The 24,628-nt window shown below is 51.3% G+C and carries 29 protein-coding genes and 1 tRNA gene; 5 read left to right on the top strand and 25 right to left on the bottom strand.

Annotated features, from left to right (window positions below):
• Nucleotides 1-189 precede the first annotated feature (189 nt).
• Nucleotides 190-453 carry a hypothetical protein gene (locus tag ET33_RS31850; protein WP_036691849.1) on the top strand — a complete coding sequence of 88 codons (264 nt, stop codon included), beginning with the start codon at nucleotides 190-192 and terminating at the stop codon, nucleotides 451-453.
• Between the two features lie 41 nt (nucleotides 454-494).
• Here the strand turns inward: ET33_RS31850 and ET33_RS31845 are convergent, their stop codons facing one another.
• The 12 genes from ET33_RS31845 to rpsF form a co-directional block, all read right to left on the bottom strand.
• A complete protein-coding gene (locus tag ET33_RS31845) occupies nucleotides 495-1,190 on the bottom strand; it encodes a hypothetical protein (RefSeq protein WP_036691847.1) in 696 nt (231 codons plus the stop codon).
• Between the two features lie 166 nt (nucleotides 1,191-1,356).
• Nucleotides 1,357-2,640, bottom strand: a complete 1,284-nt coding sequence (locus ET33_RS31840) for an adenylosuccinate synthase (protein ID WP_036691843.1) — start codon at nucleotides 2,638-2,640, stop codon at nucleotides 1,357-1,359.
• A gap of 272 nt (nucleotides 2,641-2,912) precedes the next feature.
• Entirely contained in the window at nucleotides 2,913-4,271 is a 1,359-nt protein-coding gene (dnaB, locus tag ET33_RS31835) for a replicative DNA helicase (RefSeq protein WP_036691841.1), read from the bottom strand.
• A 117-nt stretch (nucleotides 4,272-4,388) separates the two neighbouring features.
• Nucleotides 4,389-4,832 (bottom strand): 50S ribosomal protein L9, encoded by a 444-nt coding sequence (gene rplI / locus ET33_RS31830; RefSeq protein WP_036691836.1) that lies wholly within the window; start codon nucleotides 4,830-4,832, stop codon nucleotides 4,389-4,391.
• Nucleotides 4,829-6,790 carry a DHH family phosphoesterase gene (locus ET33_RS31825; protein ID WP_036691832.1) on the bottom strand — a complete coding sequence of 654 codons (1,962 nt, stop codon included), beginning with the start codon at nucleotides 6,788-6,790 and terminating at the stop codon, nucleotides 4,829-4,831. Before ET33_RS31825 ends, rplI begins: the two co-directional genes overlap by 4 nt.
• Nucleotides 6,791-6,818: 28 nt before the next feature.
• On the bottom strand, nucleotides 6,819-7,742 hold the full coding sequence (locus ET33_RS31820) for a DUF2232 domain-containing protein (RefSeq protein ID WP_036691829.1): 924 nt from the start codon (nucleotides 7,740-7,742) through the stop codon (nucleotides 6,819-6,821).
• A gap of 5 nt (nucleotides 7,743-7,747) precedes the next feature.
• Nucleotides 7,748-8,059, bottom strand: coding sequence for a MazG-like family protein (locus ET33_RS31815; protein WP_010501566.1), 312 nt, complete (start codon nucleotides 8,057-8,059; stop codon nucleotides 7,748-7,750).
• 48 nt (nucleotides 8,060-8,107) lie between these two features.
• Nucleotides 8,108-8,524, bottom strand: a complete 417-nt coding sequence (locus tag ET33_RS31810; protein ID WP_036691825.1) for a CBS domain-containing protein — start codon at nucleotides 8,522-8,524, stop codon at nucleotides 8,108-8,110.
• A gap of 149 nt (nucleotides 8,525-8,673) precedes the next feature.
• Nucleotides 8,674-10,386 (bottom strand): DUF4091 domain-containing protein, encoded by a 1,713-nt coding sequence (locus ET33_RS31805; RefSeq protein WP_036691821.1) that lies wholly within the window; start codon nucleotides 10,384-10,386, stop codon nucleotides 8,674-8,676.
• 111 nt (nucleotides 10,387-10,497) lie between these two features.
• On the bottom strand, nucleotides 10,498-10,779 hold the full coding sequence (gene rpsR / locus ET33_RS31800; protein WP_036691817.1) for a 30S ribosomal protein S18: 282 nt from the start codon (nucleotides 10,777-10,779) through the stop codon (nucleotides 10,498-10,500).
• 44 nt (nucleotides 10,780-10,823) lie between these two features.
• Nucleotides 10,824-11,309 carry a single-stranded DNA-binding protein gene (gene ssb, locus ET33_RS31795; RefSeq protein ID WP_036691814.1) on the bottom strand — a complete coding sequence of 162 codons (486 nt, stop codon included), beginning with the start codon at nucleotides 11,307-11,309 and terminating at the stop codon, nucleotides 10,824-10,826.
• 82 nt (nucleotides 11,310-11,391) lie between these two features.
• Entirely contained in the window at nucleotides 11,392-11,676 is a 285-nt protein-coding gene (rpsF, locus tag ET33_RS31790; protein ID WP_036691811.1) for a 30S ribosomal protein S6, read from the bottom strand.
• Nucleotides 11,677-11,916: 240 nt separating this feature from the next.
• On the opposite strand from rpsF, the gene ET33_RS31785 reads away from it, so the two are divergent.
• Together ET33_RS31785 and ET33_RS31780 are read left to right on the top strand one after the other, a co-directional pair.
• Nucleotides 11,917-12,102, top strand: a complete 186-nt coding sequence (locus ET33_RS31785; RefSeq protein WP_036691808.1) for a YjzC family protein — start codon at nucleotides 11,917-11,919, stop codon at nucleotides 12,100-12,102.
• A 78-nt stretch (nucleotides 12,103-12,180) separates the two neighbouring features.
• On the top strand, nucleotides 12,181-12,435 hold the full coding sequence (locus ET33_RS31780; RefSeq protein ID WP_036691805.1) for a hypothetical protein: 255 nt from the start codon (nucleotides 12,181-12,183) through the stop codon (nucleotides 12,433-12,435).
• Nucleotides 12,436-12,621: 186 nt separating this feature from the next.
• On the opposite strand, the gene ET33_RS31775 is transcribed toward ET33_RS31780, so the two are convergent.
• Nucleotides 12,622-12,936 carry a hypothetical protein gene (locus ET33_RS31775; protein WP_036691802.1) on the bottom strand — a complete coding sequence of 105 codons (315 nt, stop codon included), beginning with the start codon at nucleotides 12,934-12,936 and terminating at the stop codon, nucleotides 12,622-12,624.
• A 173-nt stretch (nucleotides 12,937-13,109) separates the two neighbouring features.
• On the opposite strand from ET33_RS31775, the gene ET33_RS31770 reads away from it, so the two are divergent.
• A complete protein-coding gene (locus ET33_RS31770; RefSeq protein WP_268808343.1) occupies nucleotides 13,110-13,352 on the top strand; it encodes a helix-turn-helix domain-containing protein in 243 nt (80 codons plus the stop codon).
• Nucleotides 13,353-13,472: 120 nt separating this feature from the next.
• Here ET33_RS31770 and ET33_RS31765 read toward each other — a convergent pair.
• From ET33_RS31765 to ET33_RS31750, 4 genes are all read right to left on the bottom strand, one after another.
• Nucleotides 13,473-13,563 (bottom strand) — tRNA-Ser (locus ET33_RS31765).
• Nucleotides 13,564-13,637: 74 nt separating this feature from the next.
• A complete protein-coding gene (locus tag ET33_RS31760) occupies nucleotides 13,638-13,871 on the bottom strand; it encodes a DUF951 domain-containing protein (RefSeq protein ID WP_036691794.1) in 234 nt (77 codons plus the stop codon).
• Complete coding sequence (locus tag ET33_RS31755; RefSeq protein WP_036691789.1) at nucleotides 13,871-14,770, bottom strand: mechanosensitive ion channel family protein; 900 nt, start codon at nucleotides 14,768-14,770, stop codon at nucleotides 13,871-13,873. The genes ET33_RS31760 and ET33_RS31755 overlap by 1 nt, the downstream gene beginning before the upstream one ends.
• Before the next feature lie 14 nt (nucleotides 14,771-14,784).
• Nucleotides 14,785-15,027: a DUF3343 domain-containing protein gene (locus ET33_RS31750; protein ID WP_036691786.1), complete on the bottom strand. Its 243-nt coding sequence runs from the start codon at nucleotides 15,025-15,027 to the stop codon at nucleotides 14,785-14,787.
• Between the two features lie 128 nt (nucleotides 15,028-15,155).
• Here ET33_RS31750 and yyaC point away from each other — a divergent pair, with 128 nt between their 5' ends.
• Entirely contained in the window at nucleotides 15,156-15,770 is a 615-nt protein-coding gene (gene yyaC, locus ET33_RS31745) for a spore protease YyaC (RefSeq protein ID WP_036691782.1), read from the top strand.
• On the opposite strand, the gene ET33_RS31740 is transcribed toward yyaC, so the two are convergent.
• The 8 genes from ET33_RS31740 to mnmE all read right to left on the bottom strand — a co-directional run bounded on the left by ET33_RS31740 (nucleotide 15,745) and on the right by mnmE (nucleotide 24,618).
• Complete coding sequence (locus ET33_RS31740; RefSeq protein ID WP_036691780.1) at nucleotides 15,745-16,239, bottom strand: DUF4446 family protein; 495 nt, start codon at nucleotides 16,237-16,239, stop codon at nucleotides 15,745-15,747. The two genes, yyaC and ET33_RS31740, sit on opposite strands and share 26 nt — an antisense overlap.
• 20 nt (nucleotides 16,240-16,259) lie before the next feature.
• The gene (locus ET33_RS31735; protein WP_036691778.1) at nucleotides 16,260-17,414 is read right to left on the bottom strand and encodes an aminotransferase class V-fold PLP-dependent enzyme; all 1,155 of its coding nucleotides are present in this window, start codon (nucleotides 17,412-17,414) and stop codon (nucleotides 16,260-16,262) included.
• 105 nt (nucleotides 17,415-17,519) lie between these two features.
• A complete protein-coding gene (locus ET33_RS31730; protein WP_036691776.1) occupies nucleotides 17,520-18,380 on the bottom strand; it encodes a ParB/RepB/Spo0J family partition protein in 861 nt (286 codons plus the stop codon).
• Nucleotides 18,377-19,135, bottom strand: a complete 759-nt coding sequence (locus tag ET33_RS31725; protein ID WP_036691772.1) for a ParA family protein — start codon at nucleotides 19,133-19,135, stop codon at nucleotides 18,377-18,379. Before ET33_RS31725 ends, ET33_RS31730 begins: the two co-directional genes overlap by 4 nt.
• 480 nt (nucleotides 19,136-19,615) lie before the next feature.
• Nucleotides 19,616-20,437, bottom strand: coding sequence for a nucleoid occlusion protein (gene noc, locus ET33_RS31720; RefSeq protein ID WP_036691769.1), 822 nt, complete (start codon nucleotides 20,435-20,437; stop codon nucleotides 19,616-19,618).
• Between the two features lie 159 nt (nucleotides 20,438-20,596).
• Nucleotides 20,597-21,319: a 16S rRNA (guanine(527)-N(7))-methyltransferase RsmG gene (gene rsmG / locus ET33_RS31715; protein ID WP_036691766.1), complete on the bottom strand. Its 723-nt coding sequence runs from the start codon at nucleotides 21,317-21,319 to the stop codon at nucleotides 20,597-20,599.
• Between the two features lie 2 nt (nucleotides 21,320-21,321).
• A complete protein-coding gene (gene mnmG / locus ET33_RS31710) occupies nucleotides 21,322-23,211 on the bottom strand; it encodes a tRNA uridine-5-carboxymethylaminomethyl(34) synthesis enzyme MnmG (protein WP_036691762.1) in 1,890 nt (629 codons plus the stop codon).
• Nucleotides 23,212-23,241: 30 nt separating this feature from the next.
• On the bottom strand, nucleotides 23,242-24,618 hold the full coding sequence (gene mnmE / locus ET33_RS31705) for a tRNA uridine-5-carboxymethylaminomethyl(34) synthesis GTPase MnmE (protein ID WP_036691760.1): 1,377 nt from the start codon (nucleotides 24,616-24,618) through the stop codon (nucleotides 23,242-23,244).
• Nucleotides 24,619-24,628 lie beyond the last annotated feature (10 nt).

Raw genomic sequence — 24,628 nt, 5'->3', positions numbered from 1 at the left:
CATGTTGTCTGGGCGTACGTTCTCAGGTTCGCTTACGATGTGCACATAAAAACACTAAAAAAAGGGACAATAACCCAATGGGTTAAAAACTACTTTATAAATTTACCACATTGACTTTGCCGATTTCAACAAAATCGTATCTTATCCCACATGAAGGCGGAGAAAGTGACAGGAGTGTGAAGACAATCGATGGAAAATTTTACGGCGTCTTTCCGAAGCGAACATGACCTGCAGCAAGCCATAGATGCGCTGCGCAAGCAGGGCGTCATCGATCTCCAGATCGAGCCGGGGGTGGAACCGCATCAGCCGATGTCAACATCCCTTCTGGGCGGCGGACTATCTCATTTGTCAATAGCCGAAAGTCCCGGCTGCTTGCTGCAGGTCGTTGTCGAATCATCGCGGATTCGACAAGCCGAAGACACGGTGACCCGCTTCGGGGGATCGATTGAATAGGGGGACTCCGAACGAGGCAAAAAATAAACGCCCTGCTCTCGTCAGGGCGTTTCCTTTTGAATTAAATCCATCAACTGCTTATACTCGTCAGACTTCAACGATTTTTGGAGAAGCCGCTCGATTTCCTTCAGCTCGCCGGCCGTAATGCCGTCCTCCATCAGCTTGGATATCGTCTGCATGTCTTCCTGCGGCACGCGCGAGACCATCAAGGAAAAGATTTTCGCTTTGTCCGCTTCGGACAACTGCTCCTTCTTCTTCGTCACTTCCTCGCTCGAGACCACGATCCTCTGTTCCTGCCCCGTGAGACTGTCCTTCTTGCTGCTCGTCTTCCCGGACTGGCGGCTCCAGACGGCGACCGCGTCCTCCGGCACCTTATAAGGGTCGTCGTTCGCCTTGCCGCTGCCTGGGGCCGTCGTTTTGCCGTCCGTCTGCGTGCGCTCTTTCGTGCCGGTTTCCGAAGAGGAAGGCGTATTTCCGGCTGGAGGCACGGATACCGCCAAGTCTTTAGGCTTCGTGGGCACACCGTTCCCGCCCCCCGCGCCAAGCCCCAGCTGCGCCGTGAACCGGCTCATGAAGGCGCCCCATTCGATCTTCTGACCGACCGGACGCGGAATATGATATTGGTCGAGCAATAAGTCCACATAGGTATTGGCAGCGGCGAACGTCAGCGCCACACAGCAAAGCGAGGTAATCGCCGCACTGACCGCCAGCTTGGCGATCCCTATCAGCCATTTCATCCCAGACATCTCCCATCTTGCCTTCTGCTACTGTATTCACAGTATTGACCTTTTTCTGGGAAACCAACCGGGGGATGCCGGGGAAAAATGCAACTGCGGACATGAAAAACCCCTCGCCGCCGTCATTCAAGAACGGTGCGAGGGGTTGCGTATTTCAACTTCCGAATTAATAAATCGGCTTCACCAGATTCGTCTGCTCGCGATTGCGGCCAACCGAGAAGATCGCGATCGGAATGCCTGTCAGCTCGGACACGCGCTCGACGTAACGTCTGGCGTTCTCCGGCAAATTCTCAAGCTTGCGGACGCCGGACAAGTCTTCACTCCAGCCCGGGAGCTCTTCGTACACCGGCTGGCACTCGGCCAGCATTTTCAGGCTTGCCGGATAATGGCTGATCGTCTCGCCGCGGAACGTATACGCGGTGCAGATTTTGACCGTTTCCAGACCGGCGAGCACGTCGAGCGAGTTCAAGGACAAGCCCGTGATGCCGCTCACCCGGCGGGCGTGACGGACGACGACGCTGTCGAACCAGCCGACGCGGCGCGGTCTGCCGGTTACCGTGCCGTACTCGTTGCCGCGCTCGCGAATCCAGTCGCCGGTTTCGTTCATCAGCTCGGTCGGGAACGGACCATCGCCTACGCGCGTCGTATACGATTTGGCCACGCCGATGATTTGCTGAATCTTCGAAGGACCGACGCCCGAACCGATGCAGACGCCGCCCGCCGAAGGGTTCGACGAAGTAACGAACGGATATGTGCCTTGGTCGATGTCGAGCATGACGCCCTGCGCCCCTTCGAACAGCACCTTCTTGTCGGCGTCGATCAGATCGTTCAAGACCACCGACGTATCGGTTACGTAAGGACGAAGCTGCTCGGCGTATCCGAGGTATTCCTGAATGATCGAATCGGCGTCGATCCCTTTGGAGCCGTATACTTGCTCGATCAGCGTGTTCTTCTCGGCGACGAGCCGGCGCACTTTGCTCTCGAATTCTTCCGCATCCATCAGATCGGCAATCCGGACGCCATTACGCGCCGCTTTGTCCATATAGCAAGGGCCGATCCCTTTGCGGGTCGTGCCGATTTTGTTATCGCCTTTGCGCTCTTCTTCCAGACCGTCGAGCAACAAATGATACGGCATGATGACATGCGCGCGGTCACTGATGCGCAGTTTTTTTGTGGAGAAGCCGTTCTCGTGAATATAGCGGATTTCTTCAAGCAACGCACCCGGATTAATAACCATCCCGTTGCCGATGACACATACTTTATCTTCATAAAAAATGCCGGAAGGAATCATCGTCAGCTTATACTTTTTATCGTTAATGAGAATGGTGTGTCCTGCGTTGTTCCCGCCCTGATAGCGCGCGACAACCTCAGCGGACTCTGCCAGAAAGTCGGTAATCTTTCCTTTTCCTTCGTCTCCCCATTGGGTTCCGACAACCACTACCGTTGACATCTTCACTACCCCCGTGAGGTGGGAAACCACCTAATATTAGCCTTTACGGTGCAACGCACCATGAATAGTTTAGCAGTTGACTAGCACAAAGTCAATAAAAACGAACAATTATAATCCATCGCCCAGCATTGTTCGGAAAACATCGACGAACCCTTCTAACGCAAAAAAACGGCACCTGCGCGTATTCTACCGCAGGATGCCGTCCTTTATGCTAACCTAAACCAATTTCCGCAAAAATGTTCCCCGTGCAACAAAATGTACCATTGCTACGGTTAACGCGCCATCGCCATCTCCTGGTGCGACCGGTCGAGATTGACGAATTTGTTGTAATTTTTGAGAAACGCCAGCTCCACCGTCCCGACCGGGCCGTTCCGCTGCTTGGCGATAATGATCTCAATGATGTTCTTCTTCTCGGATTCCTTGTCATAGTAATCGTCCCGGTACAGGAACGCCACGATATCGGCGTCCTGCTCGATCGAACCGGATTCCCGAAGGTCGGACATCATCGGCCGCTTATCCTGCCGTTGCTCTACGCCCCGGCTGAGCTGCGACAGTGCAATGACCGGCACGTCCAGCTCACGCGCGATTTGCTTCAGCGTCCGCGAAATTTCCGATACTTCCTGCTGCCGGTTATCGCCCTTGCCGCGGCCGTGAATCAGCTGCAGGTAATCGATCAGAATCATGCCGAGGCCTTTCTCCTTCTTCAGCCTACGGCACTTCGCCCGAATGTCCGCCACCGTGACGGACGGCGAATCGTCGATGTAGATATTCGCCTCCGACAGCGATCCGATCGCCATCGTCAGCTTCTCCCAGTCGTCCGGCTCCAGAAAGCCCGTCCGCATCCGGCCGGCGTCCACATTCGCCTCCGCACAGATCATCCGCTGCACGAGCTGGGCCGCGCCCATCTCGAGACTGAAGATGGCCACGGTTTCCTTTTCCCGCACCCCGACGTTCTGCGCGATGTTCAGGGCGAAGGCCGTTTTCCCTACTGAAGGACGCGCCGCAACAATAATGAGGTCCGAACGCTGAAACCCGGACGTCATCTTGTCGAGATCGGCAAAGCCGGAACGGACTCCCGTCGTGCTCCCCTTCTGGTTGAAAAGGAACTCGACCTTGTCGAAAACCTCCATCAGCACGTCTTTGATGGCAATAAAGCCTGACCCCGAACGCGCCTGCGAAATCTCCATAATCCGCTGCTCGGCGTCGCTGAGCAGCGTTCCCACTTCGTCCTCGCCGGAATACCCGTTCGTGACGATCTGGGTCGCGGCGCGGATCAGGCGGCGGAGCATCGACTTCTCTTCCACGATCTGCGCGTAGTAATCGACGTTGGCTGCCGTCGGCACCGCATTGGCCAGCTCCGACAAATAGCTGATGCCGCCGACTTCCTCCAGCTGCTTCTTATCCTGCAGCCGGGCCGTTAGCGTGATCAAATCGACCGGCTCATTCGCCTCCGCAATTTCGATCATCGCTTCGAAGATGCGCTGGTGCGAGCCGCGGTAGAAGTCGTCGCTCGTCACCCGCTCCATCGACGTGACCAGCGCGTCGCCGTCAAGCAAAATAGCGCCGAGCACCGCCTGCTCGGCTTCCAAATTTTGCGGAGGGATGCGATCCATAAACAAACTCTCGTTCATCCGTTATCCTCCCCACTGGATACTGCCTTATAACGACGCAGGAGCCGGCTGCTTTTCACCGCCCGCTCCTGCACTGTCATTTCCCCAAAATACCGTATAATCATCGGTCCAGCCGATCTATTCTTCCACCACTTGAACCTTCAGCTTGGTGGTCACTTCCGGATGCAGCTTGACGACCACTTCGGTCACGCCGAGCGTACGGATCGGCTCGTCCATTACGATTTTGCGCTTATCCAGCTTGATCCCCTGCTTCTCCAGCGCTTCCGCTACCTGCTTGTTCGATACGGCACCGAACAAGCGGCCGTCCGCTCCGGATTTTGCTTTCAGCTGAACCGTCAACTCGCCGATCTTCTTGCCGAGCTCCTGCGCGTCCGCTTTCTCCTGCGCTTTTTTACGGTCCTCGGCCTTCTTCTGCTGCTCCAGCGTCTTCATCGCCGCATCGCTGGCCGGTGCGGCCAACTGCTGTTTAAATAAGAAATTCGTCGCGTAGCCTTCGGAAACCTCTTTCACTTCGCCTTTCTTTCCCTGGCCTTTGACGTCCTTCAACAAAATGACTTTCATTCGAACAACCCCTCCTCCGCATGAATCTCGCTAAGTATTTGCTTTAACCGCTGCGTGGCTTCCGCAAGCGTACCTTCCAATTGCGTAGCCGCATTGGTCAAATGGCCGCCGCCGCCCATCCGCTCCATCACGACCTGAACGTTCATCTCGCCGAGCGACCGCGCACTGATGCCGATCAGGCCGTCCGGCCGTTCGCTGATGACGAACGACGCCATAATTCCTGTCATAGTTAACAATGTATCAGCAACTTGGGCAATGAGCAACTGTGAATATTTACGTCCCGGCTCATTCACCGCAAGCGCAATATGGTCGAAGATCACGACGGCGTTCTTGATCACGTCCGCCTTCTGAATGTAATGCTCCAGATCTTCCTTCAGCAGCCGCTGGATTAACGAAGAATCGGCCCCGCTCCGACGCAGGAACGACGCGGCTTCGAACGTCCGTGCGCCCGTGCGCAGGCTGAAGCTTCTCGTATCGACGACGATACCGGACAGCAGCGCCGTCGCCTCCAACACGCCCATCGTCAGCCGCTCGTGGAAATATTGCAGCAGCTCCGTCACCAGCTCGCAGGTGGACGAAGCGTACGGCTCCATATAGACGAGCGTGGCATCGTGGATGAAGTCCTCGCTGCGGCGGTGATGGTCGACCACCACTTTGCGCGGCGTGAGCTGCAGCAGCCGCGGCTCCGGCGTCATCGAGGCCCGGTGCGTATCGACAATGACCGCAAGCGTGCGCGAATTCGTAATCTGCATCGCCTGATCCGGCGTAATGAACCACCGGTTCAGCTTCTCGTCCTCGTTTATCGTCTCCATCAGCTTCTGGATGGACGGATTGACCCCTTCCAGCACGATATAGCCTTCCTTGTTGCTGACGTGCGCCATCTTAAGCACCCCGATGGCTGCGCCGATCGCATCCATGTCCGGAATCCGATGCCCCATGATCACGACCTTATCGCAATCCTTGATCAAATCCCGCAGCGCATGGGAAATGACCCGGGCCCGCACCCGCGTCCGCTTCTCGATCGCATTCGTCCGGCCGCCGTAGAACGACAGCCGCTCCCCGACCTTCACGGCCGCCTGATCGCCGCCGCGCCCGAGCGCCATATCCAAGCTCGTTTGCGCCCAATGGCCGAGCTCGGTGAGCGACGACGTGCCCGAGGCAATGCCGATACTCAGCGTCATCGGCAGCTTGTTCTCAATCGTGATGTCCCGCACCTCGTCGAGAATCTCAAAACGCGACTGCTCCAGCGCCTTCAGCCCTTTTTGGTCCATCATGATAAAATAACGGTCCGACGCCGTCCGGCGCAGGTACATTTGATGCTTTTGCGCCCATTCGGTGATCTCGCCCGTCACTTTAGCCATCATGATGCTGCGCGTCTGGTCGTCCAGCCCCTGCGTCGCCTCGTCAAGATTGTCCATCATGACGATGCCGATCGCCAGCTTCTCTTCCTCATAGCGGAGCTGCAGTGATTTCAGCGCCGTGATATCCGTAAAATAAAGCAGCCGCTCATCCGCGCGGACCTGCACTTCATAAATCTGCTTGTCGATCGTCATTTCAAGCTTAAGCTCTTTGTCCTTGCGTGTTTTGAGCACGGGAAATATCTCGTTGATCGACTCGCCGATTAGCGAATCTTTGCCCAGCATTTTGGCGACAAACGGGTTGTGCCATTCGATGATCTTATCCTCGTTATACAAAAGAATCCCGAGCGGCAGCTCGTGAATGACCTCGCTCCCCGCCCGCTTGACCCGATGGGACAGCGTGCTGACGTATTCGTTCAAATCCTTACGGAACGCCTGTTCCGCCTGCAAGGTGTAGTACCCCAGAACGCCGCACAGAACCAGCGCGATCACGCTGATGATCCACGAGTACAAGAAAAGAATGAGAATCAGCACCGTGAGCAGCGCAAAAATCCATACGATATGCATTCCGTGCCAACGCTTCAACAGGAACTTCGGCATTTCATTCGCTCCTAATCCCTAAGATAAGTCATTTGCTGGTCATACGGTCACGGATCGGAAAAGCTACGTCGAAAACGCCCAGCAAGCTGAACATAAAGTAAGCCGGCGGGAGGAATAGAAGAAGAATGCCCACAATCGGCAGCGTTTTGTTCCATCGTTTCACATGCGCAACGAAAAATAAAAAAGCAATCGCCTGAATCGCAAACGCCGCCATCAGCAGCGGAAGCAGGTTGAGAATCACGGTGAAGACCATCGATCGCGAGTCCTTCACGAACATCTCCAGGATGAGCGCAAGCAGATATAGCCATACGAACGATTTGGGCAGCATCCAATCCTTAATCGGTTTGAACGCCGGAATCGACTCGCCCGAGCGTACCAGCACCTTACGCGCCAACCAGTGCGATATGACGACGTAGAACAGCGAAAAGCCGATCATATACAGCGGCAGCATCTGAACCATCAGTTGCACTAGAGTGTCCATATCGATAGCCATCAGGCCTTGCACCTGAGCCGGCAGCGTCTGCACGCTGTCCATCATGGACCGTTTTATGCTCCCGATCGGATTCAGGCCGAACATGGAGCAGACGACCAGAGTAAGCAGCAGCTCGCCAAGCAAGGTAAGCGTTCCTGCCGTTAGCACCGTTCGCGCCGCAGCCCGCTTTTTATACAGATTGCCCATCTGAATGACCGGCGGCAGGAAAAAGATCGACACCGAGACGAGCAGCGCCCCGAGCCATCCGGCCAGCAGCGAGGCGACGAAATACACGACAGCCAAGCTAACGACGTAATGAACCAAAAACCGGCGGGTTCCGAGCTTCACATACATGATCAGCACCGGCACCATCAGCAGAGCGGCCGTAATCAAGCTCAGCGGCGGCAAAAAGATCGATAAAAGCAAAATGATATACGCAATGCTCCACCCGAGCATACGCGGTTTTTGGGTTCCTTCCAAGCACTTCACCTCTTACGCAAATGATCTTCCACGGCGGATATGTCGCCATACCACTCTTCCAATTGATGTCCTTCTTCGCGGTGCTTTTTCATTTTATCCAATACCGCCTCATCCAAACTGCGCGAAGAGATGCCAAGCCGTCTTCCCAGGATATAGCAGCAGGCGATAAGACTGGACAGCCCGTCAACAATTTTGGCATGGCTGCCTTCCCACATGCCTTTCAGCAGATGAGCCAGCTGATCGACCAGTTCGGTTTTGAGCCATTCGATGATTTTGGCCCGTTTCGCCAAATCGACGTCACGATCCAGATTGGACATGGGCGCTTCTCCCCTTACCCAGACGCTTTCGTTAATTATAACACATATTTACACCTTTTGTTCCGACTGCCACAGCTTGAAGCAATAATCGATGATTTCGCGGCGACGGATAATGCCGATGAATACCTCGTTGTCGTCGAGTACCGGTACGAAGTTCTGGTTGGTAGCCAGCGTGATCAAATCCTGCATCTGCTGGTTAATTCTCACCGGATGGATCATCATATGCTGCGGCACGTCTTTGAGCTGCACCTTATGCACATTCTCGAAGCCGATCTCCGGCGAATGCTTCAGCTTCCAGAGCAAGTCCCCTTCCGTAATCGTCCCGACATACTTGCCGTGATCGTCCACGAGCGGAACGGCCGAATACCGGTGATATTCCATGCGCTCCAGCGCTTGACGCATCGTATGATGAGGGGAAAAATAAATGACATCGTCCTTCGGGACAAGGAAAAATGCAATATTCAACGGATCTCCCTACTTTCCTCTTACTTGACCCCCGAGGCCGGGCGGTCCACTCTTCCATCATATCATGATACGAGCCCCGAAGAAAAATCGTGCCAGACTCGCCGGGATAAGCAAAAACCACAAGCCCTTGAGCCTGTGGTTGGCGCCATTTACATATAAAGCCGGTCGTAATCCTCCAGATGAAAACTGTATAATTGCTCTGCCGTTTTTCCCGAACCGGGACATAATTGCGCCGGATGATCGAACTTGAAAACGCGCTTCAGCGCCTGTTCCACGTGCTCCTCAAGGCCGCTTCGCTTGAGCAGCTGCATATACTCGAAATCCCGAATCCCCCGCTGCAGCCATTTGTAGCGAAGCGACAGCAGCGGCCGGCCCCCTTTGCCCGGATAAACGAAGTTCGTGTCTCCCGCCTTCCACAGCGAAGGCCGGTAAGACAGCTTTTCGAGCGGATTGTCCGGCCAAACCGTATAATTCCACCGCAAAAATCCGTCCATCTGCAGCCTTTCCGCCAGCCAAGGAATGACCCTCGATTCGATCGCCGGCGAGCTGACAAACGTATTCGGCTTGTCCGGCACGCAGCAGACGTAATACATCATCCGTCCTTTCGCCTCCGAGCGCACCTGCATCAGCTGCTCGAACTCGCCCGCCGCGCAGTCCAGAATCGGCACATAATCGACGATGCCTTGGACCCCTTTACGAATAAATTCGCTTTGATGAATCGCCGCCTTGTATTGGAAAGCAGGCGCCATCTCCCGTAAACATGCCATCCGTTTGGCGAACAAATCGAAATCCTCCGGCTCGTCGGCCACGACCCGAACCCGATCGATCCATCCCTTTTCGATGAAATGCCGCTCCAGCGCCTGCACATAGGCCGCAAGATCGTTTTGATCGCGGATGAATCGGTAGCTTCCCGCAGCTTCGTCGTAATAACGAACGCGAATCGCATCGGGGTAGTCCTGCACGAGGCTTCCGAAGCCCTCCTCTTCATGCTCCCAGATGTTAATCAGGCCGAAAATCTCCAGTTCCTCGCGAATGCCATGCTTCTCCCCAAGCTCGACGTACCGGTCCAACCGGGAAAAATCGTACGCGAACTCGCCGGAGTGGCGCTTCACGATGGGCACGATGCTGTATTCGTTCAAATCAGACGGTTCCGAGTCGATGAACGAGCGCTGGCCGCACCATGGCTCCTCGGATACGATCAGGGTCAGCGCTTTTTGCCCGAGCTGGCCTAGGCTGAGCAGGTAGGAGTCCAAGATCGCAAAATGCTCGTCCGACCAGTAGGCCACATTATATTTCCTGGCAATATTGCAGTTATGCTGCCACAGATCCAAGTAAAACGAATATTCCCGCGGTTCCGGCAGCACGCGGTCGCCGATCGTCAAGCTGAATGTCAGCTCCCGCTCCAGCACCTCGTCCTCGAACATCGAATGCGCGTAAAACTTCACCTTCCCACCGTACGTTCCGGCCGCGGCTAACTCCCCTGCATGCAGCTCGATCCAAAGCGATTGAATTTTCCGCTTCTGCACATAGGCATACCGGTCCTCCAGCAGCACATCGGACTTGAGCGTCCGATCGTCGTCTTCGATCAAGCCGATCAGCTTGACCTCTACCTCACATGGCGCGTCAGTCTCTACCTCACAGCGTACGATCTGAATCGGACCGCTTTTGCTCAGGATCGCATCCCCGCCGATCGTCAGCAGGAACTCGTCCTGATCCGAGCTGACCAGCGCCTGAAATGCAGCGCTATCGCGCTTCTGGCAGCGAAGATCGAGATGGGAAACCGCCGCATCCTTCGCCCCTTGATTCCACCAGTTTGCCGACCATATGTATTTGTAGAACATGTTTTGCAGGCCATAATGCATCAAGGTCATCGTCCTCCGGTTCAGATTAGGCATGCAGGATCTGAAGAGCATCTTGAAGAAGATATAGAAAAAGACAGTCGGCATGATGCCAGCTGTCTTTTTCCAATCTTTCTATTCCGTTGTATAAGGCAGCAGTGCTACTTGACGCGAGCGTTTGATCGCAACGGTCAGCATACGCTGATATTTAGCGGAAGTACCTGTCACACGACGAGGAAGAATCTTGCCGCGCTCGCTGATGAACTTCTTGAGCGTCTCGATGTCTTTGTAGTCGATGTGCGTAATTTTGTTAACCGTGAAGTAGCACACTTTCCGGCGCTTGCCGCCTTTTTTGCCGCGACCGCCGAATTTTCTTTCGCCGCGCTCTTCCGGATTACGTCTCTCTCTTTGTTCCACTTGTTTTCAGTCCTCTCTACGTAGATTGTCCTACCGCTCTATCACTAGAACGGCAAATCATCATCGGAAATGTCGATCGGTCTGCCGTCATCCTGGAAAGGATCCTGTTGTTCGCGTCCTCCGCCGTAGCCTCCGCGGTTCCCGCCGCCACTGTTGCCACCGCCACCACCGCCGCTCATGCCCATACCGCTGTCGTCGCGGTTTGCGCTGTTCGCGGATTCCAAGAAACGCACATTGTCCGCAATGACCTCAGTCACATAGACGCGACGTCCTTCATTGTTGTCATAGTTGCGTACTTGAATACGGCCTTCGACTGCAGCCAAACGCCCTTTGCGAAGGTAGTTTGCGCAAGTCTCCGCAAGCTGGCGCCAAGTTACGACCGGAATGAAATCCGCTTCCCGCTGCCCTTGGTTGCTTGAGAAGGGGCGGTCTACCGCAAGCGTAAACTGGGTTACAGCTACACCTGCCGGCGTATAACGTAATTCGGGATCACGTGTCAGCCTTCCGATCAGAATTACACGATTCAACATCCGCATTCCCTCCCGGATCGTTGCAACGGCCGCATCGTCTGACGATGCTCGTTGTCAACAAACTCAATTACGGCACGAAGCCTTAGGCTACGTCTCTTACGATCAGGTAACGAATGATTTCGTCGGAAATCTTCATTACGCGGTCAAGCTCGCTAATGACTTCATTGGTTGCGTTGAAATGAACCAACACATAATGACCGTCACGCAGCTTGTTGATCTCATACGCAAGACGGCGCTTACCCATCAGGTCGTGTTTCGTAATTTCGCCACCGTTGTTGATGATGTTTTGGAACTTCTCCACCGTAGCCTGAACAGCTTCCTGTTCCAGGTCAGGACGGATGATGTACATCACTTCGTATTTGCGCATGTTGCCACCTCCTTTTGGACTAACGGCCCCTGAGTCGGCTTGTACCGTCAGGAGCAAGGAGCGAGAATCGATAATATCCAAACTCGCACCATAATACTATAGCAAAATCGAGCACACAACGCAAGCAAAATCCGCACGCGCGCCCTTTTTTATGCGGTGTCCTGCCAATTATTAGCCCGCATGCTTCCGAAGCTTTATGGAAAATCTAACATTAGACTTCAGTACAGGAGGTGGCTTGCTGTGGGGGAATGGAGTCAGTTCCGTCCGGGAGACAAAGCGCCGAACGACGGCGAATATATGGAAGTCGGCGAGAATGCCTTTCATATGGGCATCAATAATCCGAAGATCATCAATTTGAAAAAGGGAGATCCCTTCCCGGAAACAACGAACCACAACCGCAAGTGGAAAAAGCTGTTTCGAGGCTAAAGCGGCTTGCTCCCTTCCGGATGGATGATCGGCGGGGAGCCTGCTTCCTCTGCAACTTGGACAAAGGAGGCGCAACCGATGCGCTATAAATATACGAAAATCTTAACCGTTGTGGGCATTGTGCTGTGTTTTATCCATTATATCGGACATGAATACGATCCGGTGTATCTGCTCTTCTATTCACTCAGCGTGCCCGCTTGGTTTTACCCGATCTTCACCTACACCAATATCAATCCGTGGCCGCTTTATCTGCTCACCATTCTTTCGTGGACGATCATCGGTTATGCCGTTGACCGATTCTCTGTATATAGACGGGCGAAGGACGGGGAATGAGTCCCTAAGCTAAAGTATACTAACAATTTATGACATAAAGATAAAAGGAACCTTGACTGGGTTCCTTTTTAATATCCATTCAGGAAGATCCTCTTTTTTCGTCCTCTTGTTATCGTTGGTCTTCTGCCGGGTCCCATCCCCTAGCCATCGTATATTCAAATTTCCTTTTTTATTCCGAACTTAACGTTAGTTTTCGCTTATTAATTTGAGATCATCCATATGGTGAATGACATGAAAATTTAAAAGCTGGTATGCGCTCATACCGATCAATTTATCATGTAAATCATAAATGGTTACCTCTCCTCGGTTCGTATCCCCTAATTGCATGGATACCTGACTTTCAACATAAACCCGTTCGTTTTGCGTCCGGACGGCTATCGTATAGTTAATGATGCCTTCGTAAATATAAAACGCGTGCGACCCATCAGGAGTTAAATAAGCGTCAACTAATTCAAATTCGTTTTCCCCTTGCTCAATCACCATTTTAATTCGTTTGAGCATAATCCTTGTCCCTCCTCTAATAAAAATCTCTTGGGCTACGCTTTATGCGTAGTGCACGAAATAATAACCTTTAAAGTTAATAACTTAAATTGATAATAACTCTATTTGATAATAACGTCAAGCGTTATGTTTATGCTAGACTTAATTATTGGGAGCGTGATGTTAAATTGATCGTGTTTAAGCTTGCCGATTTATTAGATCAACGTCAAATGACAATGTACCAACTTAGTAAGAAAACAGGGATTCGCCCCAATACACTTAGTCAATGGGTTAATAATGACAAACTGCGAGAAGAGGATAAGCACGTTAAAGCTATAAGCGTTGAGGTACTTAATTTAATATGCCAAGTCTTAGATTGCACACCCGGAGACCTGCTAGAATATACACCTGACGACCATAACACAAAATCCCCGTAACAGCGACATAAAGTCCTGAAAACGGGGATTTGTCTTATGTACTAGTAAATTGTCTTTTGCCTTCCCACTTTCCACACAAACAAAAAAACGACCACGTGGTCGTCTCGTTTTTTTATGTTATGGCGGAAAGAGTGGGATTCGAACCCACGCACGGCTTGCGCCGCCTAGCTGATTTCGAGTCAGCCCCCTTGGGCCTCTTGGGTACCTTTCCGCATTAAAGGGACAAGAAATATAATAGCATACACACCCGCATGTATGCAAGTGCTTTTTAATATTTACCAGCGATCAAGCTTCTCCCTCATCCATTGCCGCAGAATCTTCAGCCGGCGCGGCGGAACGAAGCACTTTTTTCAGCTTGCTCTCGAACTTGGACCGGGGAACGAGCACGCTGTGCTTGCACCCGACACACTTGATGCGAATATCCATCCCCATCCGGATGATCTCCATCTCGTTCGTACCGCAGGGATGCGGCTTCTTCATCTGTACGACGTCGCCTAACTGATACTGCTTCTTTTCCATCACGATTCCGCCTTTTCCGTTCTATGATAAGTGATCATCCGTGGATAAGGAATTTGAATCCCGTTGGCCTCGAACGCTTTTTTGATCTCCGCATTCAGCTTCCTTGCTACCCCGGACTGCTGGTTAGGCTTGCACTCCGCCGTAATCCGCAGCGTAATTTCCGTTGCTCCCATCGTATGAATCCCGAGCACTTCAGGCTGTTTTACCATGTCCACACTTGTATCGTAAAATGCTTTGACGGTATCCGCAAGAATTTTCATCGCAAAATCGATATCCGTTTCATACGATACCGAGACATCAATGACGGCAAGCGAGTTATTGACGGAAAAGTTGGTCACCTGCGCAATCGTCCCGTTCGGTAGGATGTGCACTTCCCCTGTCCAGCTTTTCACCCGGGTTACCCGCAGGCCGATTTCTTCGACCGTTCCTTTATAATTGCCTACTTGAATAACGTCGCCTACCGCAAACTGGTCTTCAAAAATAATGAAAAATCCGGTGATGACGTCCTTCACCAAGCTTTGCGCGCCGAAACCGATCGCTAGCCCAACCACCCCGGCGCCAGCCAAGACCGGTCCGAGATTCACTTGAAATTGGCTTAAAATCATTAAAATCATAATAAAGTTAACAACGTAAGTAATAATATTTCCCACGAGCTTACCTATCGTTTTCGAACGTCTCGCATCGAACTTGATCGGCCCTTTATCCCGTGCCACCATCATATGCTGCAGCGCTTTCTCCGCAACCTTAATGATCACCCTCGCCGCGATATAAATCAGTATGATTTTTATGACGGTGAACAGCAGTCCTGTCCACAATTCGGGGTTGGAAACATAGTTGATCAGCTTTTCTTGAAATTGTCCCCATGTGGATAAACCACTTTCTTTCAGCATTTCATCCATTAAGATCTCCCACCTTACAACTCTATGTTAACATAATGCCCGTCCTCTTTACTATAGAGCCCGTGGATATCCACCCGTTCTTCTTTAATAATGCGCTTTACCTCCGAAAGATCCGCCTCCTGAAATTCCAGCGATAACGCACACCCAGCCGTAATTTCTTTGGGGGTAGGACACATATCGTTTTCGATATCCGCATAATCGAGGAGCATTTCCGCCCTCAAAGCTTGTTGTGTTGAATCGAAAGCCATCAGCAGCACCCTTCCCACCCCCTTTCTCTTTTTTTCTGCCCCGCGTATATTTCGTTCCTAGCAACCGTATACTAGTAACAACCCATTTTCTGGCGTTTCTGATTATCACTCTACCCATTTCCGCAGGAGGCGTTCCTATGAAACTGCCCTTTCAGAGAGATGCTCACAAGCCTAAAGCCAGCGAAACCTTAAAAATTATGCACTCCGAAGCGAACAGCATCGACCTACTTTCGGATAGACTAAGCGCTGTTTTGCGAACGATTCCGGCTCAGCAGCCCATTGTCATCGTTTGCGTAGGCACGGACCGTTCCACAGGCGATGCGCTCGGACCTCTGGTCGGGAGTCAGCTTCAAAAGCAAGGCATCGAGGGCCTCCATCTATATGGCACATTGGAGCATCCGGTTCACGCCATGAATCTGAACGAAACCTTAACGACGATTCAACAGCATTTCAACGATCCTTTCGTCATCGCGATCGATGCCTGTCTCGGCCAGTTGACCAGCGTCGGCTTTATCCAAGTAGGCGACGGTCCGGTCAAACCGGGCGCCGGCGTTAACAAAGAGCTCCCTCCCGTCGGTCATATGCACGTTACCGGTATTGTGAATGTAGGCGGATTTATGGAGTACTTCGTCCTGCAAAACACCCGATTGAGTCTGGTTGTGAGCATGGCCGAGGTTATTGCCAAATCGTTTCAAACCGCATTCAGCGGCAAACGCCAATGGTCACCTACCTCTTTGGTACGGATCGACTAATCGCTTCCTTCTCTTCTGGGGACAAAGCATACTTGGACTGGCCCTGCTCGATCGGCTTCGCATACACATACGTTTCATCGCGACCATGAATGCCCGAAAGAACGACTCCTGTCTGCTGCTCGTCCAAGATCGCTACGGAAAAGCTCAGATCGCTTCCCGTTTCCGCAAAAGCATTGTACCGGTGTATGCCGACATGCGATTTCATTGTGGACATGTCCCGGCGTATCGTTTGAATTTGCTGTTCGTTTCGGCTATCGTTTTCCTGCAAAATATTCCCTTTCTCCTGCAGCTCAATCAAAATCTGTTCGATACTCAAGCTCCCTGTCCCGTTCAGCATGCTTTTATAATTTCGGCGGAGCTTATTTAATTTTACCCACAATACGATAACAAAAATTAAAAACAACAAAGAGATGGCTGCTGTGATGAACAACAGCACCTCCACGGGCATTTCCAGTATGACATCCCCCACGCTAAAAGCCTCCTGCTCTCCTATTTAAAATGCTTGGCAATTTCACGAACCGCATAGAGCAGTTGATCCGTCTCCTGTTCCGTTGTAAAGCAGCCGACACTAGCCCTTACGGCTCCGCGTTCCAATGTGCCGACCATCTCGTGAGCAAGCGGCGTACAATGAAAGCCGGCACGAACCGCAATATGAAACGATTGATCCAAGATGAAAGCGACTTCGGACGAATCGGCACCGGCAATGGTAAAGGCAACAATTCCTGTTTTATTTTGCCCGATTTGCGGTCCCAAAATGGTCACTCCATCAATTTCCATCAATCCATGCATGATCCTTTGGGTGAGCTTCCATTCTTTCGCATGAATTTGCTCTACCGTTTGCTTGTGTATGTACTTCACGCCTTCCACAAGTCCGGCAACCCCTACCGTATTTTGTGTTCCGGCTTCATACCGATCTGGGCGAACGTCAGGCTGTTCCGCGGCTTCGGATTGACTGCCAGTACCTCCGTGAAGCAGCGGCTCCAGATCGATCTCAGGATCGATATACAGTCCGCCCGTTCCTTGCGGCCCGAGTAAACCTTTGTGTCCCGGAAAAGCAAGCATATGAATACCCAGCCTCTGTACATCGACTTCCATCGTCCCGGCTGTTTGCGCAGCATCGACCAGCAGCTTAATCTGATGATCTCTGCACAACTGTCCCAATTCCTCGATTGGCATAATACTGCCTAACAGATTGGAGCTGTGTGTGCTTACAATCAAGCTTGTATGCGGTCTAATTTCGTGACGCACATCATCCAAGTTCAGCTGTCCTTGTTCATCGGTTTTTACATAGGTCACTTGGACATTTTTGGTTCTCTTCAAGTATTCCAACGGTCTTCTAACGGAGTTATGCTCGACGGCCGTACAAAGAATGTGATCCCCTTCTTTGACGAACCCTTTAATTGCCAGATTCAAGGCGAAGGTCGTATTGTGAGCATATGCGATATCGTTAGGATTTTTGATATTAAACAGCTTGGCTAGCTGCTTCCGTCCTTCAAACAATACGCGGCTAGCTTTGACAGCCAGTTCATGACTGCCTCTCCCCGGATTGGCAGCATACTGCTCCATGCAATCATGCATCGCTTTCAACACTTCAGGCGGCTTTGGCCAGGAGGACGCCGCATGATCCAAGTAGATGACCGACATTTGTTCTCACCTCTACTGTCAATTCAGATCCGTTACACAAATATAGCATACCTAGTTTAACCTGTACTTATCAGGCATGACCCGGGTATGCTATACCATAATCATTTAGGAAGTTTTCCCTTGGAGCAGCTCCAACAGACGATCCAAATCATCTTTCGAATAATACAATAACTCGATCTTCCCTTTGTTATTGCTATGTTTGATTTTCACCGTCGTCCGGTACATTTCTCTCAAGCTTTCTTCCAGTTGATTAATGTACGGGTCTTTACGCTTCGGCTTCAGCTTCGTCTTTTTCGAATCCGCATTTTCTTCTAATTTCTTTACTTCCTCTTCAAGCTCACGAACACTCCACTGCTCTTTTATCGCGGTATCGGCTAAAGCTTTAATGACCTTTTTATCCTTCAAGCCTACGATCGCTTTAGCATGTCCCATCGATAATGTTCCACGTGAAACATATTCTTTAACATCTTCCGGGAGTTGCAGCAGGCGAAGAAAGTTTGCAATGTGCGAACGGCTCTTCCCTACCTTTAAGGACAGCTCCTCCTGTGTCAATTTAAATTGATCGATCAAAGCTTGATAAGCTATCGCGATTTCCAAGGCATTCAAGTCTTCGCGCTGGACGTTCTCGATTAGCGCAATTTCCATAACCTGCTGATCGCTGAATTTTTTCACAACTGCTGGTATCGTCGGTTTTCCGCAAACTTGAGAAGCTCGGAATCTTCGCTCACCGGCGATAATTTCATATCCCTTGAGAACACTGCGAACGATGATCGGCTGAATGACACCATGCTCTTTAATTGAATCGGCCAATTCCTGAATCGTCTCATCGTTGAAATTGCGTCTAGGCTGATATGGGTTTGGCCGAAGCTGTGCCAATGGAATTTCTACTACTTTGTCATCTTCGTTAATGCTCAATGCAGGCAACAGTGCATCCAATCCTTTACCTAATCCAATTTTTTTGCTCAAAGTGCGATCACTTCCTTTGCCAACTCCAAGTATACCTCTGCCCCTTTCGATCTCGGATCATACGTAATGATCGGCTGACCGTGACTGGGCGCCTCGCTCAATCTGATATTTCTTGGTATGATTGTCTGATACACCTTCTGTTGGAAGTACTTTTTCACTTCCTCAATGACCTGCATGCCCAAGTTCGTTCTCGCATCGAACATGGTCAACAACACGCCTTCAATTTGCAGCGTCGTATTGAGATGTTTTTGAACCAACCGAACCGTGTTAAGTAATTGGCTCAATCCTTCCAGAGCATAATATTCACATTGAATAGGAATAATTACCGAATCGGCAGCCGTTAACGAATTGACGGTCAATATCCCCAAGGATGGCGGACAATCGATTAAAATGTAGTCGAACATATGTTTGACCAGCTGCAGTGCCTTTTTTAAGCGCACTTCCCTAGAAATGGTCGGAACAAGTTCAATTTCCGCACCGGCCAATTGAATCGTTGCAGGTATGATTTTCAAATTCTCCAGTGCCGTGTCAGCCATAGCCTCATTCGGATGGATATCGTTAATAAGAACGTCGTAAATACAGTGAACGACATCTGCTTTATTAATGCCGAGCCCGCTTGTCGTATTTCCTTGCGGATCGATATCGACAAGAAGCACTTTCTTTCCCAAGGATGCCAATGATGCGCCTAAGTTGACGGATGTCGTTGTTTTGCCAACCCCACCCTTCTGGTTGGTTATGGCGATGATTTTAGCCAAAATCTGTTCACCTCAAATAATAAAAACTAGAGTAAAAACGATTCTTTCGAGGAGTCGAATAGAAGACATACAGCTAGCGACAGTAGCGAAAAAAAAGAATCATTGGAGAGCTTCATTCCCTCCCCAATGATCGGTTGGTAAGAAAAGCTTCTTCGAATAGAAGCCTTTTTGAGGAAAATACGTTCGTGCCTCAGCTAAAGCTTTTCCAGTAAAGATAGAATGCTCTATCAAACTCAAACATTCCCATCAAGACAGAAAAACTCAAATCGATGTCATGTCAAAGATGCCCTATATCCATTCAAATCAACTTGAAACGATAGAAAACGAGACTACACCCATCCATTTTTACACAAACCATTATGCTGTGTACCTTAATCAGGCCTCACTATCAGAAATTCATAGATGCTTTTGCGAGAATATGTATTCTGACAGCTAAACAAAAGCCTCATTCGAGGCTTCAATAAATCCCTACACTCTATTTTACCGCTTTGGAATCCGAATTACAATCTCATAGTGATCTTCGTGATCCTGTTCCGTCGTATTGATCGTAAGGCCGGATGAAGTCACCATATCCACCGATTGACGAATCGTATTCAGGGCTAACCGTACATCCTTGGAAAACGAGACTCGTTTCGTCTTGCTGTTTTTAATTTTCGCCGCTTCCTTCAAAAAGGCGATTCTCGCTTCCGTTTGCTTTACGTTCAACTCTTTATTTACAATATCCTCCAGAACGCGAAGCTGCTGCTCCTCTTGATCCAAAGCCAGCAACGCTCTGGCGTGCCGTTCCGTAATTTTTCGTTCCATCAACGCATTCTTCACCGGCTCGCGCAGTTGAAGAAGCCGGATTTTGTTCGCAATCGTCGATTGACTTTTACCAAGGCGCTGAGCCAAACTTTCCTGCGTCAAACTGTGCAGATCGATCAACTGCTGATAAGCTATCGCTTCCTCGATCGCAGTCAAGCCTTCCCGCTGCAGGTTCTCGATCAGAGCGATAGATGCCGCTTGCGAATCGTTAAAATCGCGAATAATAGCCGGGATTGTTTCATTCCCCAGCTTTTTGACAGCGCGCCACCTGCGTTCTCCGGCAATTAATTCGTAACGGTTGTTCCGAAGACGCACAACAATCGGCTGAATAACACCATGTGTCTTAATCGTTTGACACAGTTCATCAATCCGCTCATCGTCAAATATCGTTCGAGGTTGGTAGGGACTTGGAACGATGTCATTGACAGGAACATTTTTCACTTCGTCAGTCGGCGCCTTTTCAGCAAAACCAAACAATTTTGAGATTTGTTCCTTCATTACGATAACCACCCGATCTTTTTCACCGATAATGAATCTCCACTCTATAACAATTCTCCAAATATGCCCAAAATCCTGCAAAAGTCTCCGAAGAAGTTTATTATTGACTTTCACAAAAAAAGAAGCCGCCTGCTCCAAAATGTTCCACGTGGAACACCGTCAAACTAGCGGCGTTTTCAAAGGAGTTCCCGATTTTCTGGGATACTTTTTGGGAGTTGAAGCTGTCTTTTCTATATCGATAATGTGTCTAGTCGATTCTTCCAAAGGAAGCTGAAAACGATATGTATGGTTCCATTTACCTTTCAACTCTTTAAGACTAAGTGCCGCTTCCTCTAACTCCGCTTGAACGTCCTGCCCTTTCATGGAAGCAAACCTCCCACCAGATTTCACGAAGGGTAGGCAGAATTCGTTAAGAACAGCTAGCCGGGCAACAGCCCTCGCGGTGGCAAGATCGTAACGGTCCCGATGTTCGGGCATCCGCGCAACGTCTTCCGCACGTCCATGAATAAACCGCACGTCCGTTAATCCAAGCGTATTTCCCAGATGCGTTAAAAACTGTATGCGCTTATTGAGTGAGTCGACGATCGTGATGTGTAAATGGGGGTAAACAATTTTCAAAGGAATGCTCGGAAATCCGGCTCCCGATCCTATATCCGCAACGGAACGAATGTGTTCCATCGGAATAAAAAAAGAAACAGAGAGAGAATCATAAAAATGTTTCACGTACACTTGTTCTCTCTCTGTAATCCCCGTCAAATTCATTCGCTCGTTCCATTCGACGAGCTCCCGGTAATAGAGCTCGAACTGATGAAGCTGCGCTTCCGTCAGTTCGATGCCCTTCTCTTTTAACAGTTCGGTAAATTGTTGTTGTACGGCGTCCATATTTATCCTCTGGCTGCAACGACTTTATTGTAATGCTCCAAGTGAACAAGCAAAATGGAGATGTCCGCTGGCGTAACGCCACCAATGCGGGACGCTTGACCGATAGAGATCGGGCGGATTTTCGCCAGCTTTTGCTTCGCTTCGGTGGCGATTCCGTGAATTTCATCGTAAATGATATCGTCCGGAATCCGCTTTTTCTCCATCTTCCGAAGCCGTTCCACTTGCGCGAGCTGCTTCTCAATATAGCCGCTGTATTTCACTTGAATTTCCACTTGTTCCTTCATGTCCTCCGTCAGCTCGTAGGGAGCCGGAGAAATGCCATGAATGTGCTCGTAAGTCACTTCCGGTCGGCGGAGTAAAGACAACAGATCGACGGAGTTGTTCAGTTCGGCGCTGCCGAGCGAAGCAAGCATCGCTTGAACCTCCGGCGTCGGCTTTGTCTTGGTCGTTTTGAGCCGCTCAAGCTCGGCTTCGACAAGACGTACTTTCTCCTGATAACGCGCATACCGGTCTTCCCTTATCAGCCCGATATCGTAGCCGATTTGGGTCAACCGCAGATCCGCATTGTCGTGGCGGAGCAGCAAACGGTACTCGGCACGCGACGTCAGCAGGCGGTAAGGCTCGTTCGTCCCCTTCGTCACCAAGTCGTCGAGCATCACTCCGATATAAGCTTCGGAACGATCCAGAACAACCGGTTCCTTGCCCTGCACTTTGCGAGCCGCATTGATCCCCGCCATAATCCCTTGTCCTGCCGCCTCTTCGTAGCCGGAGGTGCCGTTAATTTGACCAGCGGTAAACAGCCCATCGATCACCTTCGTTTCAAGCGACGGCTTCAGCTGCGTCGGAATCACGGCATCGTACTCGATAGCATATCCGGTGCGCATCATTTCGACCTTCTCCAGCCCTGGAATCGAGCGGAGAATCTGCAGCTGCACATCTTCAGGCATGCTCGTGGAGAGCCCTTGAACATAATACTCCTTCGTATTGCGTCCTTCCGGCTCCAAGAAAATTTGGTGCTTCGGCTTATCGCTGAAGCGCACGATCTTATCTTCGATGGACGGGCAGTATCTCGGTCCCGTACCTTCGATCGCTCCGGAGAACATTGGAGCCCGGTGCAAATTATCGTTGATGATTTGGTGCGTTTCCTCCGACGTATAGGTCAGCCAGCAAGGCAGCTGATTCGGTACTTCCTCCGTCGTATCGTAGGAGAAAAATTTCGGCTTCTCATCCCCAGGCTGAATCGACGTTTTGCTAAAATCGATCGTATCCTCATGCACCCGCGGCGGCGTCCCCGTCTTAAAACGGACCAGGTCCAGACCGTGCTTGCGCAGATTTTCCGACAGCTTGACGGCCGGCTGCTGGTTGTTCGGTCCGCTCTCATACATCAGCTCGCCCATAATGATCTTGCCGCGTAGATACGTTCCGGTCGTTAGCACGACCGTTTTCCCCATATATACGGCGCCGCTTTTCGTAATGACACCCTTGCACACGCCATCTTCGACGATCAGCTCTTCCACCATACCTTGACGAAGCGTCAAGCGGTCCTGCTTCTCAATCGTTTCCTTCATCGCGTGTTGGTACAAAAATTTATCGGCTTGCGCCCGCAAAGCATGCACAGCCGGTCCTTTTCCTGTGTTCAGCATGCGCATTTGAATATACGTTTTGTCGATGTTGCGGCCCATTTCACCGCCGAGCGCATCGATTTCGCGCACAACGTGCCCTTTCGCCGGTCCGCCGACGGAAGGGTTACACGGCATAAAGGCGATCATATCCAGATTGATCGTAAGAAGCAGCGTCTCGCAGCCCATCCGGGCCGCCGCCAAAGCCGCTTCGCTGCCGGCATGACCGGCTCCGATCACAATGACATCATATTGACCTGCAGTGTAAGTCATTCTTCCAACCTCCTAACTCTTTACGAGAAGTTATTTACCCAAACAAAATTGCGAAAAAATCTGATCTATTAGAGATTCACTTACCGAGTCCCCGATAATTTCTCCGAGGTGCTCCCAAGCGTTACGAATGTCGATTTGAATCATATCGATCGGCACGAAAGCCTCCGCTGCTTCATGTGCCTCCGTCAGGGCCAATCTCGCCTGCTTCAGCAGATGAATATGCCGAGCGTTGCTCACATACGTCAGGTCACTTGATTCTACCTGACCACTGAAAAAAATACTAGCGATAGCTTTTTCCAAGTCAGTGATGCCCTGCTGGGCAAGCAGCGACATCCGCACAACCCGGTCCTCGCCGAATGCTTCCTTCAAAACCTCTTCCTCAATAAGCTGCGGAAGATCCTGCTTGTTGATAATCGCGATTACTTGACGGTCCTTCAACTGGTCGATCAGCACATACTCATCCGGCTGCAGCGGCTCCGCCCCATTGCATACGAAGAGGATCAAATCCGCATCCGACAGCGCCTGGCGCGACTTTTCCACACCGATCTGCTCGACCAGATCCGACGTTTCCCGAATCCCGGCCGTATCGAGCAGCTTGAGCGGAATACCGTTCACATGCACGTACTCCTCCACCACATCGCGGGTCGTCCCGGCAATATCGGTGACAATGGCCCGCTCCTCCTGCGCCAGCGTATTGAGCAGAGACGATTTACCGACATTCGGCCGGCCGACGATCGCCGTGACCAGACCTTCCCGCAAAATCTTACCCTGCTGGGCCGTCGTCAGCATCCGTTCGATATCCGACAGCGCATCCGCACACTTTTCTTTAATAAAAGCGTTCGTCATCTCTTCCACATCGTGCTCCGGGTAATCGATATTGACCTCGATGTGCGCCATCAGCTCGACCAGACGGTGACGAAGCTCCTTGATCGTTTTCGATAAGCTGCCCTCCGACTGCTTGAGCGCAATGCGAAACGCCCGATCCGACTTGGCGCGGATCAGGTCGATGACCGCCTCCGCCTGGGACAAGTCGATCCGGCCGTTTAAAAAAGCACGCTTCGTGAACTCGCCCGGCTCAGCAAGCCGCGCTCCGTGTTCCAGCAGCAGATCCAGCACCTTCCGCACCGAGACGAAGCCCCCGTGACAGCTAATTTCGACTACGTCTTCCTTCGTAAACGAGCGCGGCGCGCGCATCACCGTCACGAGCGATTCCTCCACTACGGCACCGGTTTCCGGATCGCGGATATAGCCGTAATTCACCGTATGCGTCGGCACTTCCGTCAGCTTCGATTTCCCTGCAAAAATTTTATCGCACACGGGTACCGCTTCATCGCCGCTGACGCGAATGACCGCGATCCCTCCTTCGCCCATCGGGGTGGCAATCGCCGCAATGGTGTCTTGATTCATGATAGCACCT

This window comes from Paenibacillus tyrphae (assembly GCF_000722545.1).
Classification (GTDB): Bacteria; Bacillota; Bacilli; order Paenibacillales; family NBRC-103111; genus Paenibacillus_G; species Paenibacillus_G tyrfis.
Note: the sequence above shows the minus strand (reverse complement) of the source record. Positions and strands in the feature narration are given on the sequence as shown.

What these genes read in the sequence shown, in the direction of transcription:
- ET33_RS31850 (WP_036691849.1), top strand. Translation starts at nt 190, where the DNA reads ATGGAAAATTTTACGGCGTCTTTCCGAAGCGAACATGACCTGCAGCAA.
- ET33_RS31845 (WP_036691847.1), bottom strand. Translation starts at nt 1,190, where the DNA reads ATGAAATGGCTGATAGGGATCGCCAAGCTGGCGGTCAGTGCGGCGATT.
- ET33_RS31840 (WP_036691843.1), bottom strand. Translation starts at nt 2,640, where the DNA reads ATGTCAACGGTAGTGGTTGTCGGAACCCAATGGGGAGACGAAGGAAAA.
- dnaB (WP_036691841.1), bottom strand. Translation starts at nt 4,271, where the DNA reads ATGAACGAGAGTTTGTTTATGGATCGCATCCCTCCGCAAAATTTGGAA.
- rplI (WP_036691836.1), bottom strand. Translation starts at nt 4,832, where the DNA reads ATGAAAGTCATTTTGTTGAAGGACGTCAAAGGCCAGGGAAAGAAAGGC.
- ET33_RS31825 (WP_036691832.1), bottom strand. Translation starts at nt 6,790, where the DNA reads ATGCCGAAGTTCCTGTTGAAGCGTTGGCACGGAATGCATATCGTATGG.
- ET33_RS31815 (WP_010501566.1), bottom strand. Translation starts at nt 8,059, where the DNA reads ATGTCCAATCTGGATCGTGACGTCGATTTGGCGAAACGGGCCAAAATC.
- ET33_RS31805 (WP_036691821.1), bottom strand. Translation starts at nt 10,386, where the DNA reads ATGCATTATGGCCTGCAAAACATGTTCTACAAATACATATGGTCGGCA.
- ssb (WP_036691814.1), bottom strand. Translation starts at nt 11,309, where the DNA reads ATGTTGAATCGTGTAATTCTGATCGGAAGGCTGACACGTGATCCCGAA.
- rpsF (WP_036691811.1), bottom strand. Translation starts at nt 11,676, where the DNA reads ATGCGCAAATACGAAGTGATGTACATCATCCGTCCTGACCTGGAACAG.
- ET33_RS31780 (WP_036691805.1), top strand. Translation starts at nt 12,181, where the DNA reads ATGCGCTATAAATATACGAAAATCTTAACCGTTGTGGGCATTGTGCTG.
- ET33_RS31775 (WP_036691802.1), bottom strand. Translation starts at nt 12,936, where the DNA reads ATGCTCAAACGAATTAAAATGGTGATTGAGCAAGGGGAAAACGAATTT.
- ET33_RS31760 (WP_036691794.1), bottom strand. Translation starts at nt 13,871, where the DNA reads ATGGAAAAGAAGCAGTATCAGTTAGGCGACGTCGTACAGATGAAGAAG.
- ET33_RS31755 (WP_036691789.1), bottom strand. Translation starts at nt 14,770, where the DNA reads ATGGATGAAATGCTGAAAGAAAGTGGTTTATCCACATGGGGACAATTT.
- yyaC (WP_036691782.1), top strand. Translation starts at nt 15,156, where the DNA reads ATGAAACTGCCCTTTCAGAGAGATGCTCACAAGCCTAAAGCCAGCGAA.
- ET33_RS31735 (WP_036691778.1), bottom strand. Translation starts at nt 17,414, where the DNA reads ATGTCGGTCATCTACTTGGATCATGCGGCGTCCTCCTGGCCAAAGCCG.
- noc (WP_036691769.1), bottom strand. Translation starts at nt 20,437, where the DNA reads ATGAAGGAACAAATCTCAAAATTGTTTGGTTTTGCTGAAAAGGCGCCG.
- rsmG (WP_036691766.1), bottom strand. Translation starts at nt 21,319, where the DNA reads ATGGACGCCGTACAACAACAATTTACCGAACTGTTAAAAGAGAAGGGC.
- mnmG (WP_036691762.1), bottom strand. Translation starts at nt 23,211, where the DNA reads ATGACTTACACTGCAGGTCAATATGATGTCATTGTGATCGGAGCCGGT.
- mnmE (WP_036691760.1), bottom strand. Translation starts at nt 24,618, where the DNA reads ATGAATCAAGACACCATTGCGGCGATTGCCACCCCGATGGGCGAAGGA.